Annotated in this window: 22 protein-coding genes; 11 read left to right on the top strand and 11 right to left on the bottom strand. The window is 59.8% G+C overall.

Annotated elements, in window-relative coordinates:
* The first annotated feature begins 8 nt into the window (after positions 1–8).
* Genes C2L65_RS25215 through C2L65_RS25205 form a run of 3 tightly spaced genes read left to right on the top strand, consistent with a single transcriptional unit; the run spans position 9 to position 4,695 of the window.
* Positions 9–572 (top strand): tail assembly protein, encoded by a 564-nt coding sequence (locus C2L65_RS25215; protein ID WP_042312381.1) that lies wholly within the window; start codon positions 9–11, stop codon positions 570–572.
* On the top strand, positions 569–3,895 hold the full coding sequence (locus C2L65_RS25210) for a TipJ family phage tail tip protein (RefSeq protein WP_042312383.1): 3,327 nt from the start codon (positions 569–571) through the stop codon (positions 3,893–3,895). Before C2L65_RS25215 ends, C2L65_RS25210 begins: the two co-directional genes overlap by 4 nt.
* Positions 3,892–4,695 carry a tail collar protein gene (locus tag C2L65_RS25205; protein WP_042312386.1) on the top strand — a complete coding sequence of 268 codons (804 nt, stop codon included), beginning with the start codon at positions 3,892–3,894 and terminating at the stop codon, positions 4,693–4,695. The genes C2L65_RS25210 and C2L65_RS25205 overlap by 4 nt, the downstream gene beginning before the upstream one ends.
* Here C2L65_RS25205 and C2L65_RS25200 read toward each other — a convergent pair.
* The gene (locus C2L65_RS25200) at positions 4,689–5,222 is read right to left on the bottom strand and encodes a macro domain-containing protein (protein ID WP_042312389.1); all 534 of its coding nucleotides are present in this window, start codon (positions 5,220–5,222) and stop codon (positions 4,689–4,691) included. The genes C2L65_RS25205 and C2L65_RS25200 overlap by 7 nt on opposite strands.
* Positions 5,219–5,782: a hypothetical protein gene (locus C2L65_RS25195; protein WP_042312391.1), complete on the bottom strand. Its 564-nt coding sequence runs from the start codon at positions 5,780–5,782 to the stop codon at positions 5,219–5,221. The genes C2L65_RS25200 and C2L65_RS25195 overlap by 4 nt, the downstream gene beginning before the upstream one ends.
* Before the next feature lie 88 nt (positions 5,783–5,870).
* On the opposite strand from C2L65_RS25195, the gene C2L65_RS25190 reads away from it, so the two are divergent.
* On the top strand, positions 5,871–6,134 hold the full coding sequence (locus C2L65_RS25190) for a hypothetical protein (protein WP_042312393.1): 264 nt from the start codon (positions 5,871–5,873) through the stop codon (positions 6,132–6,134).
* Between the two features lie 107 nt (positions 6,135–6,241).
* On the opposite strand, the gene C2L65_RS45635 is transcribed toward C2L65_RS25190, so the two are convergent.
* A complete protein-coding gene (locus C2L65_RS45635) occupies positions 6,242–6,460 on the bottom strand; it encodes a hypothetical protein (RefSeq protein WP_156132363.1) in 219 nt (72 codons plus the stop codon).
* A 165-nt stretch (positions 6,461–6,625) separates the two neighbouring features.
* Positions 6,626–6,910, bottom strand: a complete 285-nt coding sequence (locus C2L65_RS25180; RefSeq protein ID WP_042312397.1) for a hypothetical protein — start codon at positions 6,908–6,910, stop codon at positions 6,626–6,628.
* Positions 6,911–7,027: 117 nt separating this feature from the next.
* On the opposite strand from C2L65_RS25180, the gene C2L65_RS25175 reads away from it, so the two are divergent.
* The gene (locus C2L65_RS25175) at positions 7,028–7,210 is read left to right on the top strand and encodes a hypothetical protein (protein WP_042312493.1); all 183 of its coding nucleotides are present in this window, start codon (positions 7,028–7,030) and stop codon (positions 7,208–7,210) included.
* 86 nt (positions 7,211–7,296) lie between these two features.
* Here C2L65_RS25175 and C2L65_RS25170 read toward each other — a convergent pair whose 3' ends face one another.
* The 3 genes from C2L65_RS25170 to C2L65_RS46415 all read right to left on the bottom strand — a co-directional run bounded on the left by C2L65_RS25170 (position 7,297) and on the right by C2L65_RS46415 (position 8,778).
* The gene (locus C2L65_RS25170; protein WP_042312398.1) at positions 7,297–7,581 is read right to left on the bottom strand and encodes a hypothetical protein; all 285 of its coding nucleotides are present in this window, start codon (positions 7,579–7,581) and stop codon (positions 7,297–7,299) included.
* Between the two features lie 100 nt (positions 7,582–7,681).
* Positions 7,682–8,098, bottom strand: a complete 417-nt coding sequence (locus C2L65_RS25165) for an antirestriction protein (protein ID WP_042312401.1) — start codon at positions 8,096–8,098, stop codon at positions 7,682–7,684.
* A 50-nt stretch (positions 8,099–8,148) separates the two neighbouring features.
* A complete protein-coding gene (locus tag C2L65_RS46415; RefSeq protein WP_176572796.1) occupies positions 8,149–8,778 on the bottom strand; it encodes a hypothetical protein in 630 nt (209 codons plus the stop codon).
* A gap of 206 nt (positions 8,779–8,984) precedes the next feature.
* On the opposite strand from C2L65_RS46415, the gene C2L65_RS25155 reads away from it, so the two are divergent.
* Positions 8,985–9,776 (top strand): DUF5677 domain-containing protein, encoded by a 792-nt coding sequence (locus C2L65_RS25155; RefSeq protein ID WP_156132364.1) that lies wholly within the window; start codon positions 8,985–8,987, stop codon positions 9,774–9,776.
* A 3-nt stretch (positions 9,777–9,779) separates the two neighbouring features.
* Here the strand turns inward: C2L65_RS25155 and C2L65_RS25150 are convergent, their stop codons facing one another.
* A complete protein-coding gene (locus C2L65_RS25150) occupies positions 9,780–10,082 on the bottom strand; it encodes a hypothetical protein (protein WP_042312406.1) in 303 nt (100 codons plus the stop codon).
* 74 nt (positions 10,083–10,156) lie between these two features.
* Between C2L65_RS25150 and C2L65_RS25145 the strand changes: the two genes are divergently transcribed.
* From C2L65_RS25145 to C2L65_RS25130, 4 genes are all read left to right on the top strand, one after another.
* Positions 10,157–10,558, top strand: coding sequence for a hypothetical protein (locus C2L65_RS25145; RefSeq protein WP_042312409.1), 402 nt, complete (start codon positions 10,157–10,159; stop codon positions 10,556–10,558).
* A 150-nt stretch (positions 10,559–10,708) separates the two neighbouring features.
* Complete coding sequence (locus C2L65_RS25140; protein WP_042312411.1) at positions 10,709–10,957, top strand: hypothetical protein; 249 nt, start codon at positions 10,709–10,711, stop codon at positions 10,955–10,957.
* 48 nt (positions 10,958–11,005) lie between these two features.
* Positions 11,006–12,046 (top strand): hypothetical protein, encoded by a 1,041-nt coding sequence (locus tag C2L65_RS25135; protein WP_063769790.1) that lies wholly within the window; start codon positions 11,006–11,008, stop codon positions 12,044–12,046.
* Between the two features lie 88 nt (positions 12,047–12,134).
* The gene (locus C2L65_RS25130; RefSeq protein WP_156132365.1) at positions 12,135–12,719 is read left to right on the top strand and encodes a hypothetical protein; all 585 of its coding nucleotides are present in this window, start codon (positions 12,135–12,137) and stop codon (positions 12,717–12,719) included.
* A gap of 95 nt (positions 12,720–12,814) precedes the next feature.
* Here C2L65_RS25130 and C2L65_RS25125 read toward each other — a convergent pair whose 3' ends face one another.
* The 3 genes from C2L65_RS25125 to C2L65_RS25115 are packed head-to-tail and all read right to left on the bottom strand — an operon-like array spanning position 12,815 to position 14,216.
* Positions 12,815–13,597 carry a hypothetical protein gene (locus C2L65_RS25125; RefSeq protein ID WP_042312418.1) on the bottom strand — a complete coding sequence of 261 codons (783 nt, stop codon included), beginning with the start codon at positions 13,595–13,597 and terminating at the stop codon, positions 12,815–12,817.
* A gap of 17 nt (positions 13,598–13,614) precedes the next feature.
* Positions 13,615–13,896: a hypothetical protein gene (locus tag C2L65_RS25120; protein ID WP_156132366.1), complete on the bottom strand. Its 282-nt coding sequence runs from the start codon at positions 13,894–13,896 to the stop codon at positions 13,615–13,617.
* Complete coding sequence (locus C2L65_RS25115; RefSeq protein WP_042312422.1) at positions 13,893–14,216, bottom strand: hypothetical protein; 324 nt, start codon at positions 14,214–14,216, stop codon at positions 13,893–13,895. The genes C2L65_RS25120 and C2L65_RS25115 overlap by 4 nt, the downstream gene beginning before the upstream one ends.
* A 238-nt stretch (positions 14,217–14,454) precedes the next feature.
* Between C2L65_RS25115 and C2L65_RS25110 the strand changes: the two genes are divergently transcribed.
* Positions 14,455–15,639, top strand: coding sequence for an MFS transporter (locus C2L65_RS25110; protein WP_233446540.1), 1,185 nt, complete (start codon positions 14,455–14,457; stop codon positions 15,637–15,639).
* The last annotated feature ends 1 nt before the right edge of the window (position 15,640 follow it).

Below are 15,640 nucleotides of genomic sequence, written 5' to 3'. Positions count from 1 at the left end.
GGCTTCCCATGCTGACAGTCCGGTTCTATGGCGACATGGTTCGCCGGTTCGGTCGCGCCTATACGCTTGACGTGCACTCGCCGCGCGAAGCGCTGCACGCGCTGATGATCCAGATTCCCGGCCTGCGCGCCTACTTCCGCGATCACGCCACGCGCATGTTCCGCGTGCGCGGGCCGCATCAGGACTATGACGCGTCCGATCTGCACTATCCCCTGTCGAGCGGCGTGCTCAAGGTCGTGCCGCTCGTCGGGGGCGCGGGCGCGTTCGGCAAGATCCTCGCGGGCGCGGCGCTCGTTGCCGTCGGCGTGATATCGGGCGGTGCACTCGCTCCCGCCATGATTTCCATTGGCCTGTCGCTCGCGCTGTCGGGCGTCTCGCAACTGATCGCCCCGCGCGCCAGCGCCAGCGCTACGCCCGAGAACGCGGAGAACCAGCCGTCGCTTGCATTCGATGGTGCCGTGAACACCACGGGACAAGGCGGTCCGGTGCCGCTTGGCTACGGCCATGTGCTGATCGGCTCGCAGATCATCTCGGTTGGCTTCTCGACCAACAATGAGGTCGTGGTGTCATGAAAACCGGGCTTCCGGTTCCCGTCATCGGCGCGGGCGGCGGCGGTGGTAAAGGCGGCGGTGGCGGGTCCCGCTCTCCGATCGAGGAACCCGATTCGCTGCGCTCGGTGCAGTATGCGCGCGTCATCAACCTGCTGTGTGAAGGCGAGATAGAAGGCATCGTCGGCGATGCGCAAGGTATCTATGTCGATGACACGCCGCTTGCGAATGCAGACGGCTCGTGGAATTTCACGGGCGCAGGTATCGAGTGGCGGCCGGGCACACCGTACCAGACACCCATCACGGGCTTTTCCGCGACCGAAAGCGAATCCAGCGTCAGCGTGACCGTGACCAACGCTGCGCCCGTCGTGCGCAGTGTCACGAACCCGAACCTGAACGCGGTGCGCGTCACGCTCGGCTTTCCGCAACTGACCACGACCAACACCGAGACGGGCGACCTCACGGGCGCCAGCGTGCAGATCGCGATCGACGTGCAGAAGAACGGCGGCGGCTTCCAGCAGATGTGCGTCGATACCATCACCGGCAAGACGACGAGCCGCTATCAGCGCAGCTATCGCGTGATGCTTTCGCGCTTCGGCGTGGTCGGTGGCACATATGACATTCGCGTGCGGCGCATCACGCCCGACTCGACCTCGTCGTATGTCGTCGATACGTTCCAGTGGGAGACGATGACCGAGATCGTCGATTCGCAGCTGAACTACCCGTACTCCGCGATCGTGGGTGTGCAGGTCGGTGCCTCGACGTTCAAGCAGGTGCCGAAGCTCGCCTTCGACGTGAAGCTGCGGCGCATACAGGTGCCTTCTAACTATGACCCGGCGACACGGGTTTATTCGGGGGTGTGGGATGGCACGTTCAAGACGGCATGGACCGATAATCCCGCGTGGATTCTGTACGACCTTGCGACCACGGTGCGCTTCGGCCTCGGTGCTTACCTGACGCCCGAGCAGGTCGACAAATGGACGCTCTACGATATCGCCCAGTATTGCGATGGCATGGTGCAGAACGGGTTCGGCACGCTGGAGCCGCGCTATACCTGCAACGTCTATATCCAGACCCGCACCGAAGCGATCAGCCTCCTGCAGCAGATCGCGAGCATCTTCAATGCGATGCTCTACTGGTCGGGCGGCATGCTCACCGTCAGCGCCGACAAGCCCGCCGACCCCGTGATGGCTTACGCGCCCGCGAACGTCATCGACGGCGTGTTCACATATACGGGCACGCCGCTTAACCAGCGCCACACGACCGCGCTCGTCACATGGAACGATCCTGCCAACCGCTATGAGCAGGCGATCGAGTATGTCGAGGACCGGGATGCGATCGACCAGTGGGGCATCCGCGAGCTACAGATTCAGGCGCTCGGCTGCACGTCGCGCGGACAGGCGCATCGCGTAGGCAAGTGGGCGTTGCTCACCGAGCAGTTGCTATCCGAGACAGTGACGTTCAGGACGGGCGTGAATGCGGCCTACACGCGCCCGGGCGATGTGTTCACCACCACCGATCCCGTGCGCGCGGGTTTCCGCTCGGGCGGGCGCATTCTCGCCGCGACGGATACCTATGTCGAGATTGACGACACGGTGAGCCTGTCAGCGGCGGCCGCCTACACAATATCGGTGCTGCTGCCAGATGGCACGTTCCAGAGCCGCCCGGTCTGGGTGCAGACTCCGGGTGACACGACGACGCTTTTCGTGACGCAGGCATTTTCGCAGGTCCCGCTCGTCATGTCCGTGTGGTCGCTGTCGTCGTCGGAAGCGCAGAACGAACAATGGCGCTGCATCGCCGTGACCGAGGATGAGACGGGCAACTATGAGATTGCGGGGATCGCGTATCGCCCCGACAAGTTCGCCGCGATCGAGAGCGATATCAAGCTCGAACCGATCCCGACCGGCCTCATTGATCCGTTCAGCATCGGCCCTTGCACCGAACTCGACGTGACGGAGAGCCTGTACCAGATATCGCCCGTGGTCGTCGGCGCGCGCGCGACCTTCTCATGGTTCGCGCCGCTCGGTGCCGTGCGCTATCTCGTCGCCTACCAGTTCGAGAGCGATTCGCCCGTCTATGTCGATGTGTTCATGAACAGCCTCGACATCCAGCCTACGCAGGAAGGTCAATGGACGTTCACGGTATGGGCGTTCAATGCACTCGGCATCCGCAGCGCGGCCGCGTCGCTGACCAAGGAACTGCTCGCGCTCACGATGCCACCCGATGACGTGCAGGGTTTCCAGCTTGATATCTATAACGACGCGGCAAACCTGCAATGGGTGCAATCGAAGAACCTCGATGTGATTGTGGGCGGTCAGGTCGTGATCCGCTTCTCGACGCGCATGTCCACAGAAGTGTCGTGGGAAGAAGCGAACGAAATCCAGCGCTTCGCTGGCGGCACGACCAACGGCTTTGTGCCGTTGATGAAAGGCACGTACTTCGCGAAGTTCAGCAATTCATCGGGCAAGTTCTCGCAGAACGCGGCGATGCTCATCAGCACCACGGGGCCGCTGCGTGATTACAACCTCGTCGAGGACATGAAGCAGCAGCCAACGTTCGCGGGCGAGAAGGTCTATACGGAAGTGCGCACAGGTGTGCTGTATCTCTCGCAGGATGCGCACGGTTATGCAATCTCGACCACGGGCGGCTATTACTTCGATCACGCCATCGACCTCGGCAAGGTCTACACGGTGCGCTGTACGTCCTATCTTGAAGGCGCAGCGTATGACTTCTTCAACGACGTGGACACATGGCCCGATTGGGATGCCGTGCTCGATGTGGACGGCACGAAGATCGACGAAGGCGGCGGCATCGTGCTCGCGTCGCTCACGAACGTGGACCCGACGACGGCGGCCGATGAAGACTGGTCGCCCTGGACGCGGCTGGTCGCGGCAGACCTCACATTCCGCGCGGCGCGCTTCTCGCTCGCGCTGCACGTCAAGGACAACACGCAGGGAATCGGGATCATCGAGCTTGGTGTGACCGTCGATGTACCTGACCGCATCGAGAGTCGCAACAACGTACCTATCGACGCGGCCGGCAGCGTTATCACATTCACGGTGCCGTTCAAGGATACGCCCGCAATCGCGATCGTCGCGCAGGGTTTGCAGACGGGCGACAAGTGGTACATCGACCAGCAGAGCGCGAGCGGCTTTCGCATCCGCTTTCAGGATTCGAATGGCGCAGGCATCGCGAAGACCTGCGACTGGATCGCGCGCGGCTATGGGTACGAACACACCGACCTCGACGGATTGGGCTACGCGCGGCTCGCCACGTTCGACACGCCTGCCGTTTTCTCGAAGCGCTCGCTGATCGGGCCGAAGCTCGCCAAAGGAACGAGACCATGACGCAAGCCACCAGCTATCAGGTTCCCGCGCATCCGTCCGGTCTGGACATGCGCACGCAACTCAATGTCATCGTTGAATCGACGCTCACGGACAACTCGGGACCGACCGAACCGGGCGAGACCTATCCCGGCATGTACTGGGGCGATACGACGGCCGTGCGCCTGAGACGTCGCACGAACGCAAACGACGGCTGGATCGATATCGGCCCGCTCGATGACTTCCTGTCTGAAGTGCGTTCGCTCGCGAAAAACGCGGTCCCCGCCGGCACGATCATCATGTGGTGGGGTGATGGCAACGCTGTGCCGAGTGGCTGGAAGAAGTGTGACGGCACAAACAACACGCCCGACCTGCGCGACCGCGTGCCGTGCGGTGCTGGCGGTTCGCTTGCATCGGGCGCGACAGCAGGCGCGAACTCGCGCACGCTGACGGTGGACAACATGCCGAGCCACGCGCATAGCGTCTATGACCCGAGCCACGCGCATAGCGTCGCGGACCCCGGTCACGCGCACGGCGTGGGCGATCCGGGTCACGCGCACAGCATCCCGAACTATGGTTCGGTTCAGGCCGGTGCGGATAACGGCGGTGCGCAATGCCCGGTCGCAACCGGCTACAGTTCGGGACGCGGCCAGAACAATGTCAACGCAGGCGGGACCGGCATCTGGATCGGCGCAAGCGGCGTTGGCATCGGCATCTATGGCGCGGGCACGGGTATCAGCATCTATGCGAACGGCGGCAACGTCGCGTTCGACAACCGGCCCGCGTGTATCGCGCTGTGGTTTCTGATGAAGGTGGCTCAGTGACGGACGATCGCGCGCTGCTCGTCATTGAAGGCGTTCCACGCGGCGCGCATCTGGCTCGCGCTCACATCGGGCAGCATGCGGCCGGTGAGTGTAGCGAGCCCTGGACACAGGACGGTGCCGAAACCCGCATAGGCGATCGCGCGCAGCGTCGCGCGAAAGGCAAGGAACGCATTGATGGTGTTCGGCACGGGGCCGGGCGTTTCCATCGTCGGCGCGGCGATCAGGGCCGGTATCCCCTCGTCGCCCGTCGCGACGATGATGGCCTCTCCGATCTGGAGTCTGCGTTCGGGTAGATTGGCAATCAGCGCCTGAAGATCGCGTTGCAGCTGCGGACCGAAGTGCATCGAGTACGCGAGGTCAATCCCGCCGTCCATATAGCCGAGCGAGTTGGCGGGGCTCACAATCGCGTCGGCGGGTCCGGCCGCGAGAATATCCGCACACTGCACATCGAGCGCGGGTACGTCAGCGAATGCGGCGGCTACGGCTGCCGACACGCGGGGATTCAGATCGCGGAAGCGGATTCTCATGTTGCCAGTTCCACGTCAGACAGAGCGGATAGCTGCATCGCGAGCGCTTCGGTCTGCGTGCGCGCGTAATCGAGGCTGCGATATTCGGCGGGCGTGCGATACAGCGCTTGCGCTGTCTCGGGGTCAAGCGTCTCGTATCCCTTGATTGTCATCGGATCGAGCGGCTTGAAGTCCCACGGATGCGCGCATACGAAGCCGAAGAACCATACATTCTGATGGCCAGCGTCGATCACGCCCGTTCCCCATAGTCCGCCGTGCACATCAACCGCGATCGAGAGCGGCACAGTCATGCCAGCCTCGAGGATGCGCGGCACCACACCACGCAGGTCCGCGCCAGCGATGCGCGTGCTCACCAGTTCGCGGCCCGCGATCCTGTCGGGCACGACGATGCGCACGTCGCGCCGCTGACGATAAAGCGCGTGCGAGGCGGGCACGCCGACATAGCCGGCCCATGCGCCGTTGGTTGGGTCGCGCCGCATCACGCATGTCAGTCCGAACGCCTCGAACTCGTCGGCGTCCGGTTCACCGTCCCAAGGACGGGCAACGTCAGCAGAAGCCATGAGAAGAACCCTCCGTGATGGATGGTTCAAGTGTAGGCGCGAGCCACGGCATACCGCAATTCCGCAGTTCTACGAAGGGATAACGATCATGAGACGACGCGCGCAAATCATCACCCGCGCAGCGCTGCTGGGTGTTGTCGTCGCAGCCGGCGTGCTGGCGCTCGCATGGACGCTTGCCGGTTGCACGCTGGTTTTCGTGCGCGGCAACGACATCGCGCTGGAACACATAGGCGAACACACGGGCTGGCAGACACTACCCGCGACGCGCGACACGCCAAGCGTGCGGGAGCGGCTATTCGGCCATGACACGTCACGCGACGACGCGCCCGCGGCGGGCGTCTCGCGACCCTGATCCGGCCGGCTGCCGGGGCGATTCATACCACGTCCCGATAGTCGGTAAAAGGTCGGCCGACCCGGAGCCGATGGGTGAAATCCGGGGAACGCCGGCGAGAACCGCTATCAGTGGCCGACCTCAGGCTTGTCCAGTAGTTCGAATAGCGTCTCGAACGTTGCATCCGGCATGACCTCTGCGAGCGCGCCCTGGACGATCCTGTCGTAAAGGGGACCCCATTCGGGCGAAAGTTCATTGACTTCCTTGACCTCGCAAATGAGATCAAGCAGTTCCGTCGCGGCTTTAACGATGGCGGCCGCTTGCGCCTTGCTGACTTTCGTGTTCATGGGATCACCTATCGGCAGCGCGACAGAAAACTTGAGCCCCGCGCGGCGTGCATTCGATCCCGGACGCGCCAGAAGCGTCCAGAACGCGGCGGGACCGCGCGACCGCGCTAACCGTATCGGCACACTCACGCGGAACGATTCTGGCGCGTTCTGGCGACTCAGGCGTTAGCTAGATTTTTCGGGACGCGGCGGGTAAGCCTGTCCATCGGGCGACAGCCCGGCTTGCTTGGCGTACTGGAAATAAAGCCAGTAATGGCAGGTCGAGATGTGCGAATGAAAATCGTCGTCTTTACGTCCCGTAAGGCAGGCGATCCATTCATACATGGCCGCCAAGCTTGGTTGCGGCAGTTCCTCGTGGCTAAGGCAGGCCAGCAGAAACGCGTCAACCTCTTTTGGTGTGCCGGTAGCGATGACAGCGGGAATGGCTGTCGATTCACGTTCGTCAGGCATTGGGGCGTGCGGCAATTTACGCAGGGACCTCGATTGTAGTCCAGTCAATATGACGTGCGCACGTCCGTGCGCAATCAGTTCTTTCCGCCCGGTTGCGGGCCTGTCAAGGAGGTAGCGATGAAGGTGAAGATTGAAAATCAGGGCGACGACGCGATCCGCGTTATCACGGATCACGACAATATCAACGACACGGTGCTGGAGGTAGGCGCGACGGAAGTCTTTGAGTCCGAAGATGAAGGCGTGATCGAGTTACGGGAACTGGGCGACGGAGACGACGCAGGCGGGCAGGAAGCGCCATAGGCGCGATGATGCGCCCGGCGCGGCGGTTCTTATCGATCCGCACGGCCGGGCGATTGTGGGAGGTTCTGGAGAGTCGGGAGCGTCTGCTACTCCGGCTTGTTCTGCGCGATCGCGAGCACGGCCGCGCGATGTGCTGTCTGATAAGACTCGTCACTGATCCAATGCAGTTCGCTATAGCCCATCACCGAATAGCCCATCTGCTGTGCGATCTGCTCGCGGTCGGCAAGCGGAAAGTCCATCATCAGGATCTGATCCCAACGGATTGAACCGTGCGTGAGCAGGTGAAAGACGATCGCATTCTGCCGGAAGCGCGGCGCGCCGGTGTCGTCAATATAGACCTGCTGCTGCGGGTGCTTCTGTTCCTCTGTCATACCCTCTCCATCAATGAATGAACGTCACCACGACGAGTCCCACGGCGCCGGCGCAGATACATGCGAGACCGGCGACAAACAACAGTTCCTTCGACATCGCTCAGTCGATCGCGCGGAGTATCGCGCCGCCTTCGTCGTGCTCGACCGCGAACGCACGCAACTGGTGATAGTGGTCGGAATACTTCTCACGCAGCGCTTCGTCGTCGACCCACACGAGCGCGCCATACACGAACAGCGTTACGATGATCCCGAACGCGTCGGCGCTTACGTCGCCTTCAAAGCCGTTTCCTTCAACCTGTACTTCGAACCGCCTGTCACTGCGCGGCGCGAGATAGAACCCGCCGTTGGACAGCGTGAAGAAGTCCCAATAGGCGCCGCTGTATGACCGCGCGAGCAGCGACGCCTGATGGAAAACCAGTCCTTCCGCGCGCATCATCATGCACGGCGTAAATGCTTCGGGCATGAAATCGAGTCGCCGGGACTCGGGTACTTCAGTTGCGATGATTCGATTACTCACTTCTGTTCCTCATTCGGGTAAAGGTGCGCGCGTTACCGCGCGCAGTTACGTCATGCTGCCTTGCGCTTCGCCGGCGCTTTCTTCGCAGCCGGTGCCGGCTTGACGGCCGGTGCTTTCTTCGCGGCCGGTGCGATCTGCTTCGTCGGCGCTGCTTTCTTCGCAGCCGGTGCTGGTGCTTTCACGGTCGCTTTCTTGGCCGCAGGCTTTTTCACTGCCGCGCTGATCGCGTTCTGGATCATCGCGCCGAGCGCGCCAGCAGGTTCCGGCGTCACGTCGATGGTTTGGGTCGGCGGCAGTGTCTTGGGCGTCGCGACAAATCCAGCCATCTGGTTTGCGCCGTTAGCAATCGGTGCAGCGCTCGTGTCCGGGAACTGCTGCGCTTTCGGTGTTGCCATAACATCGTCGCGGACGTACAGGCTGCGCAGACCGACCCTGACTGGCAGGATCGGGAACGCGGCAGGCGTGAAGCCTTTCGAGCCCATCGAGCGCAGCGAACCGACCGTGTAACCCGTCACTGCAGAGACCTCTTCAACCGTCATGTATTGCGCTGCTTCCTCGGCAGTCAATTCGACGCGCTGCTTCGGTCGTGCGGCCTTGGCTGCTGCCTGTTCTTCAGCGAAGCGGTGGATTTCCTCGGCCACGATCGTGCGGATTGCGTCAAGCGTGATTTCGATTTTCATGATGTATTCCTAAAGATTTAATTACGTGAGTTCGTTTGTCGTTTCGTTCAGCGGTCATCGCCGCCGACAACTTCATATTGTCGAGACGAGTCGAAAAAGCACACGACTTCAGCAGGGCAAACACTCTAAATTGCAGCGACGTTTCAGGCGTCCAGAAAAAAGCCCCGCTCGGGAGCGGGGCTGCGGTCCAGAATCGTGCGGCTCTCATGACCGCAATCGTCGGCTGGCATAATCGTGTTTTTTCCGGGGTGGCTATGCCTGATCTGAAGAGAATCCACGAGACAGCGAACGCGATCATTGGGCTGCTGGAGAGCGAGGCACTAAAGCGGGTCGAGGTATCGGCTGATAGTGAAGCCGCGCGCATGTCGGCCTGCCTGACGATGTCGATCTTCGAACAGTTTCATGCGGCGATGGCCTTGGTCGAGGCAGGACTGGCCAGTCACGCTGCTGGTCCGATCCGATCGATGCTCGATGGGCTGGGCGACCTCATGAATCTGGCGAAAGATCAGAGCTATCTTGACTCGATGAAGCTCGATACAGCGTGTGAGAACGGCGGGCTATTCAGGGAGTTTATGAAAAGCCCCAGCATCGACGAGTCGATGCGCGAGGAACTGACGCGATGGGTCGATCACGACAAGCCGATCATCGACGAACTGACAGGTAGGAAGGTCAAGCGATATGACATGAGGCAGAAGCTGCGGAACGTCGGTGTTGAACCGATCTATGTATCTTACAAGCTGCTCTGCGCTCACGTGCATCCCAACGTCACAACATTAGGCTCGCGGCATGGAAATCATTCGGACCAGCTTGTTTATCGCGGGCCGTTGCCGCGCGACGCCGAAATCATGTTGCATACGCTCGCCGTGGACTACCTTGTTCGTTGCGTGAGTGAGATACCGAAGTTTTCGAAGGGCATCACCGTTGAGGAAATTGACGCGCTCACCAACAAGGCAGTCGGAATGTGGCGCGAGGTCGTTCCGGCACCTGAAGGTGAATAGACGTTATAGATCGTCATCGTCGTCTGACGCATGACTGGCTCCCGGTTTGGCTGCCTCCTGATCGTCGTCGCTCATGATCTTTCGCAAGCCGGGATAGAACACGTCGCAGCGCTGCGTGACGGCCGCATATCTTTGGGGACAATCCGCTATCTCGGAGCCGAGGTCAGTCATCGGGAAATGCTCCCCATACGAAGCAATCAATCTGGATAGCCGATAGCGGCCGCGCCGCTCGCAACGGGAACACGCGATGTTGATATGCGTTGCGCGGGCAGCTACATCCGCGAGTGTCACGGTTCCTTTTGCCATCGATTACGATCCTCCACCAGTTAGAATCACCGCCGTCCCGTTCAACAAACAATGACCAAAAACGGAGAATTACTTTGAACCAGAGGTACGCAGTCGTTGTCGGGTTCGTTGCACTCGCCATTTCCCTGTCCGCGAATGCAAAAGCTGCTGCCGAGCAGACCATCAAAGACCCTATCTCCATAAGCAAGTTCGTTCACTCGATTCCGGCCTATCGAGGCGATCTGGGTAGCCGTCTCTCCGATGCCGGCATGGGTGTCGAGAGTATCTGGGTACAGCCTTTGACGAAGGAGCAAGTCGCCGAGGACCCAATGAACTTCGCTCCGGGCGATGTGGTGATTCATGTATTTACGACGGGAACGCCCAACGCGCAGGGATGCCGCGTTCTCGGTTCGCCATATCTGATTAAGCGGGGCAAAAAGTATATTACTCAAGATCGTACAGGCTACTGGTTGCTGACGGGCCGATGTGATTTCTGACACCTCGCATATCAGCGGCTAGTTGTGAGCCACAGCCAAGCATAGACGGTCGACCGTAACCAGCATACTTGATCTTCTTTCTGTCGTTCTTGAAGTTATCGCGCACATCGTCGTGCTACGATTATTACGTCAGTTACGCAAAGGGTCGACATGGAAAAGCCAGTGATCTCGCCAGAAGAATATGTTGACAAAGTCAACGAACGACTTCCGAACTGCGTTGGCTACCGGGAAGGGTTGCGGATATTCCTCGTTCCCGAAGGGGCTGATGGCAAAACCGCGATGGGCTATGACTGGACCTTCAAAGACAGTCTTGATGTGATCGGAGCTGTATCGGCAGCAGCGATGCTAGTTGACCAGGAATTCGTCGTAGATCCTCACATCACGGGTTCTTCTCGCTAACGTTTTTTCCGGCTTGGTCGAGATACAGAATACTTACCAACATAGCCCATGGAACCTCCGTTCAAAAAGAGCGTTCTCCGAGCGCAGATCGATCAAGCTCTTGAAACACGCGTTCGCGCCAAACTCATCGCTATTGGGCCATTGCGAAGGAAAATTCGGAAACCCGGTCCGTTCAAATTACCCGGCATGAAGACCGATCATCACTATTTCTGCCACGTGCTGGCTGGGGCTCTGGAGTCAATCCCCGAGCTTCCGGATTTTTCCGACGACAAGAAGATCGCGGTCATGTCCGATTACGGCGGTGAGCATGGCGATGCGCGTTACAGCACATATTCGTTTTTGTTCGTCGCATTAGATAAGAATGGTCCTTTTCAAAGGCACATGCAGGACCTGAGACGACGCCATAATATCCACGATCCCTACAGTGAGTTCAAGTACAAAGACCTCAAATACGGCCCAAGGAGCCGCGCGCTGCCTGAGTATCTAGAGCTCATCGACAATCTCATCCATGGGGCCGTCGTCACGATAGCGATCGACAAGAAAATCGGTTCCGTGTTCGGAATGACAAAACGTGAGGCACACGCGTTTGTTGAAGATCAGCTTCGTGAGGGCGGGTTCGGCAAGTGGGCCGGCAATGTTGGAGAGAAAGTTCTGCGCGTGCTGCATATTCTGGCGGCCTTTACGGCCGCGATGACATACGACCAACAGCGGCTACTTTGGTACAGCGACACCGACCAAATCAACGAAGATGCAAAGGACCGAACTTTCGCCGACACACAAAAACTCTTTGGAAACATCGGTGCGATGTACATGACGCACGGCTTCGAGGTTCTCGGATTTGGGAAATCGTTCCGGGACAAGGGGTATCTTGACGATTTGCTAAGCGTGCCTGATCTCGCTGCCGGCATGTTGCAGGATCTTCTCACGGGGCAAGACACGGGAGCCGATATTCCAGGTGGCGACGAGAAGCTTGCAGTTATGAAATGGCTCGCGACACCGGCCACGTTTCTGTCGAAGATTCATGTGCGCATCGCGCCGAGGGATGATGCCACTTACGAATATCAGGTTCTCACGCTTGAGCCAAAGTGATGGCTGCTCGAACGCGAGCCCGGACGTGTCCTCACGCGTTGCTATACGAGCGCTTGACAAAGTTTGAGCGGTTTTATAGGGAGGTCCTTTGCCTTACGAATATTCCGCCCAAAATCATGACTGGGATTTGACACTCCATGCTGCTGCCGATCTGATAAAAGCAGGCCTCGCAATGGACGCTCGGCCGCGGACTGGCACGCTGTCGATGGGCTTTTCTTTCTTTACGGGAGGAATGGTTCTCTCATTTGCTGCGATCGAAAGCTTTTCTGCCTCGGTCGCGTTCTGCATGCAGTCGGATGAACGCTTCCCAACCTTTGATTTCCAACGCTACCGCTCCGAGCGACGCTTTTGGGACAAGATGAAAATGCTCATGGATGCTGCGGGCATTGAAGTGAGCAAGGGCAACGGCTTGTTTCAGCAAATCGCCAAGATGCAAGACTGGCGCAATCTCGTAACGCACGCTTCGCCATACGAGATCGAGCCGACTGAGATAGCTGATCCCTCTCATTCGTCACAGTTGCATCGAAGGGTGCATCATCGCGATTACGCACGATCCGTCGACGCAGACAGCGCCAAGCGCTTTTACTCAACCGCCGTTGATTACATTGAACTTGTGAGACAAAAGACCGGCATCACCCCCCAGGCCTTCGCATCGTATAAGGGAGTCGAATAGAAGCGCGGCGTCGTTTGCACGCGGGCGCGATAGCGATCGAGCCTGCGCAGCGATATGCAGCATAGAAGCTACCAAGAATCGGAGGTCGTCGCGCCCTAGTCCATCATAGTGTTGTCGTCGGCCAGCTGCGTTTGCTCCAATAACCTTGCGCGCACGGCTTTCTCGGTTCGCTCATGCAGGGGTTTCCCTTCGTCCCGCAGCGTCTCGTGAGCAGAATTTCTCATCTTGTAATCCTCGCTCTGGACGCCAACTTCAAAGGCAACCAAGGCTTTCCAAATCACCTCTGTCTGCTCATTGAACATTTCGCGAAGTTCATCCGGCAAGAAGATCGAATTCGTCTTCAGGAAGCCATCAGCAGTAGCGAGCGCGTCCCGCGCCTTAAAGTAGCGCCTGTCAGTATCGATTTCCTGCCACCGCTTGTCCCGGTCCTCCGGCCGCTTATCGCGAATGGCCTGTTTCTGTGTTTCCGACAAGTGATCCCGCGTCGACATGAACTCTTCAAGCTCTGCATCCGACATCCTTTGTAGGGATGTGTAGCTTTGAAGCGGCGAGCACAACCAGCTGGCGATGCTGTACGCCTCGCTAACCTTCTCCCACGCTTCTGGGATGATTTTAAATTCCCGCTCCTGCAGCTTCAGGGACCCTTGGATTACGGTATCGAGCTTGGCCTTGATGCGTTGAAGTTCCTTCGCCTGCTCGTGCTCAAATTGCTTCTGGCGTTTTGCGAAGTGAGCATCAACCCATCGCTCTGCGGACTTTTGTAAGATTAGCCAGCCGATCCCGACAGATACCCCACCGTATAGGAAGACCTGGCCAATGAGCTTGAACAATGCGTCTGATGTCACGCTAATCCTCTCGTTGTAATTTTCTTCCCGCATGTTCGCACGGGCGGTGACTATTGCTTCTTGAAATTAAGTGCGGGCACAACGATGCGCTGCTGTACCGGATAGGTCGTCAGTATCATATTCGTACCGGTCATCGTCCAGCACGCATCCCAATGGACGCCTTTTTTTGTGTCGATGAACGCGTAGCCGCCACTCGCGCAATCCGACCGGATTTCATTCGTAAGCGAGTACGTCGCGTCCTTGTCCTTGGCAATATAGATTACGTCGGCTTGAGCGAAGGTCGACGCGGCCAATGCGGTGCAAGTCACCACGATTAGCGATGGGGTGTTCATGGTTGCAGATACTCCTTCGACGGGGCGCCGTCGTCGCGACGCCGGCCGCTTTGCGGATGACGGACACAGCCCCGCGGTTCGCCTGTTCGATCCCACTGCACGAGCGAGCTGGCCGCGCGCTCGCGCAACTTGTAGTAAAACGCATCGCTATGTCCGCAGGCGTGAACGTCAACGACGATTGCGACGAGCCACGTATTGATGACCTGTATCGCGGTCACACGCCCGTCGTTGAGTGCCCTCAATGGACGCTGATGGCCCATCGCGAGCAGATCTTTGTCGGTAGGATCGTGATAGACGCAGGCGTCAGTGAACCGAGCCATCACAATTTGTTGTTAGGAACGTAGTATCTTTCAGCTGCTTCGTTGATTTTAGCGCGCAGCCGCCTGCACGCGACCCGAGCATAGCGGTCGCGATTCGCTTTCGCTATCGCTCGATCGTGCTTTCGGATTGTCTTGCGATTGTCGCCGGGCCTATAGTCCGTCCGTTCGTTGTCTATTTGTGCAACTTTCGGGGACGAGCGTGCAGCTATCGTCAACGGCATTTAGAGTAAATGCTCTAATGTCTTTTTTGCCTTCACTGGCAAGTAGTTACACCGCGACCGCCGGTATACATCGAGAGTTCGTCGTCGTACCGAGCAACCTGCTGCTGCATCGCGTCGGCGCACGGCTGTGGATGTGCCGGATCATGGTCACGTGGGGCCTCGTGTCGGCGGCGATGAGTCTCGCGCACACGGCCACCACGTTTTATGCGCTGCGCTTTTTGCTCGGCGTCGCTGAAGCGGGCTTCTTTCCGGGCGTCATCTATTACCTAACACGCTGGTTTCCGCAATCGGCGCGTGCGCGCGCTGTCGGTGTGTTTTATTTCGGCGCGCCGCTTGCCTTCATGTTCGGCAGTCCGCTGTCGGGGTTTCTGCTCGATCTGCACGGCGCGTTGAATCTCGCGGGCTGGCAGTGGCTGTTCCTGATCGAAGGCGGACTGGCTTCGGTGGTCGGCGTATGGGCGTTCTTCTATCTCGACGATCGGCCCGAAGACGCCAGCTGGCTCACGCCGCAAGCGCGCAAGACCTTGCGCGCGGCGCTCGACGACGACGCGCGCGCCGCGTCCGCGCACGGCCCGCGCAACCTGCTGGCGGCGCTCGTCGATAAACGCGTGCTGCTGTTCTCCGCGATCTATCTGCTGATCCAGATGAGCGTGTACGGCGTGATCTTCTATCTGCCGCAGCAGGTCGCGGCGCTGATGGGCGAGTCGGTCGGCTTGCGGGTCGGCGTGGTGGCGGCCGTGCCGTGGATCTGCGCGCTCGCGCTGACCTGGTTCGTGCCGCGCCGCGCCGACGCGACGGGCACGCACCGGCGCTGGGCTGTCGCGCTGCTGGTGCTCGCCGGATGCGGAATCGGCGTATCCGGCGCGACGCATAGTCCTCTGCTGGCGATGGCCGCGCTGTGCTGCGCGGCAAGCGGCTTCATCGCCGCGCAGCCGCTCTTCTGGACTTTTCCGACGCGCTACCTGACGGGCGCGGCGGCCGCAGGCGGCATCGCGTTGATCAACTCGCTCGGCAGTCTGGGTGGCTTCATCGCGCCGACGCTGCGCACGAGCGCCGAGCATGCGTTTCAGTCGACGTCGGCGGGTCTGCTGCTGCTCGGCGCGGCGAGTCTGCTGGCTGCGCTGCTGATCGGCACGCTGGTGCGCCGCGACGCGACGCGCGACACGCCCGCTTTCCCGCAACCCATTCATCGCGCCCGCTGAC

Source organism: Paraburkholderia terrae, assembly GCF_002902925.1.
Lineage (GTDB): Bacteria > Pseudomonadota > Gammaproteobacteria > Burkholderiales > Burkholderiaceae > Paraburkholderia > Paraburkholderia terrae.
Note: the sequence above shows the minus strand (reverse complement) of the source record. Positions and strands in the feature narration are given on the sequence as shown.

Excerpts from the sequence above, each read along its gene's own strand:
- C2L65_RS25215 (WP_042312381.1), top strand. The coding sequence starts at position 9 with ATGCTGACAGTCCGGTTCTATGGCGACATGGTTCGCCGGTTCGGTCGC.
- C2L65_RS25210 (WP_042312383.1), top strand. The coding sequence starts at position 569 with ATGAAAACCGGGCTTCCGGTTCCCGTCATCGGCGCGGGCGGCGGCGGT.
- C2L65_RS25205 (WP_042312386.1), top strand. The coding sequence starts at position 3,892 with ATGACGCAAGCCACCAGCTATCAGGTTCCCGCGCATCCGTCCGGTCTG.
- C2L65_RS25200 (WP_042312389.1), bottom strand. The coding sequence starts at position 5,222 with ATGAGAATCCGCTTCCGCGATCTGAATCCCCGCGTGTCGGCAGCCGTA.
- C2L65_RS25195 (WP_042312391.1), bottom strand. The coding sequence starts at position 5,782 with ATGGCTTCTGCTGACGTTGCCCGTCCTTGGGACGGTGAACCGGACGCC.
- C2L65_RS25190 (WP_042312393.1), top strand. The coding sequence starts at position 5,871 with ATGAGACGACGCGCGCAAATCATCACCCGCGCAGCGCTGCTGGGTGTT.
- C2L65_RS45635 (WP_156132363.1), bottom strand. The coding sequence starts at position 6,460 with ATGAACACGAAAGTCAGCAAGGCGCAAGCGGCCGCCATCGTTAAAGCC.
- C2L65_RS25180 (WP_042312397.1), bottom strand. The coding sequence starts at position 6,910 with ATGCCTGACGAACGTGAATCGACAGCCATTCCCGCTGTCATCGCTACC.
- C2L65_RS25175 (WP_042312493.1), top strand. The coding sequence starts at position 7,028 with ATGAAGGTGAAGATTGAAAATCAGGGCGACGACGCGATCCGCGTTATC.
- C2L65_RS25170 (WP_042312398.1), bottom strand. The coding sequence starts at position 7,581 with ATGACAGAGGAACAGAAGCACCCGCAGCAGCAGGTCTATATTGACGAC.
- C2L65_RS46415 (WP_176572796.1), bottom strand. The coding sequence starts at position 8,778 with ATGAAAATCGAAATCACGCTTGACGCAATCCGCACGATCGTGGCCGAG.
- C2L65_RS25155 (WP_156132364.1), top strand. The coding sequence starts at position 8,985 with ATGACCGCAATCGTCGGCTGGCATAATCGTGTTTTTTCCGGGGTGGCT.
- C2L65_RS25150 (WP_042312406.1), bottom strand. The coding sequence starts at position 10,082 with ATGGCAAAAGGAACCGTGACACTCGCGGATGTAGCTGCCCGCGCAACG.
- C2L65_RS25140 (WP_042312411.1), top strand. The coding sequence starts at position 10,709 with ATGGAAAAGCCAGTGATCTCGCCAGAAGAATATGTTGACAAAGTCAAC.
- C2L65_RS25135 (WP_063769790.1), top strand. The coding sequence starts at position 11,006 with ATGGAACCTCCGTTCAAAAAGAGCGTTCTCCGAGCGCAGATCGATCAA.
- C2L65_RS25125 (WP_042312418.1), bottom strand. The coding sequence starts at position 13,597 with ATGCGGGAAGAAAATTACAACGAGAGGATTAGCGTGACATCAGACGCA.
- C2L65_RS25120 (WP_156132366.1), bottom strand. The coding sequence starts at position 13,896 with ATGAACACCCCATCGCTAATCGTGGTGACTTGCACCGCATTGGCCGCG.
- C2L65_RS25115 (WP_042312422.1), bottom strand. The coding sequence starts at position 14,216 with ATGGCTCGGTTCACTGACGCCTGCGTCTATCACGATCCTACCGACAAA.
- C2L65_RS25110 (WP_233446540.1), top strand. The coding sequence starts at position 14,455 with ATGTCTTTTTTGCCTTCACTGGCAAGTAGTTACACCGCGACCGCCGGT.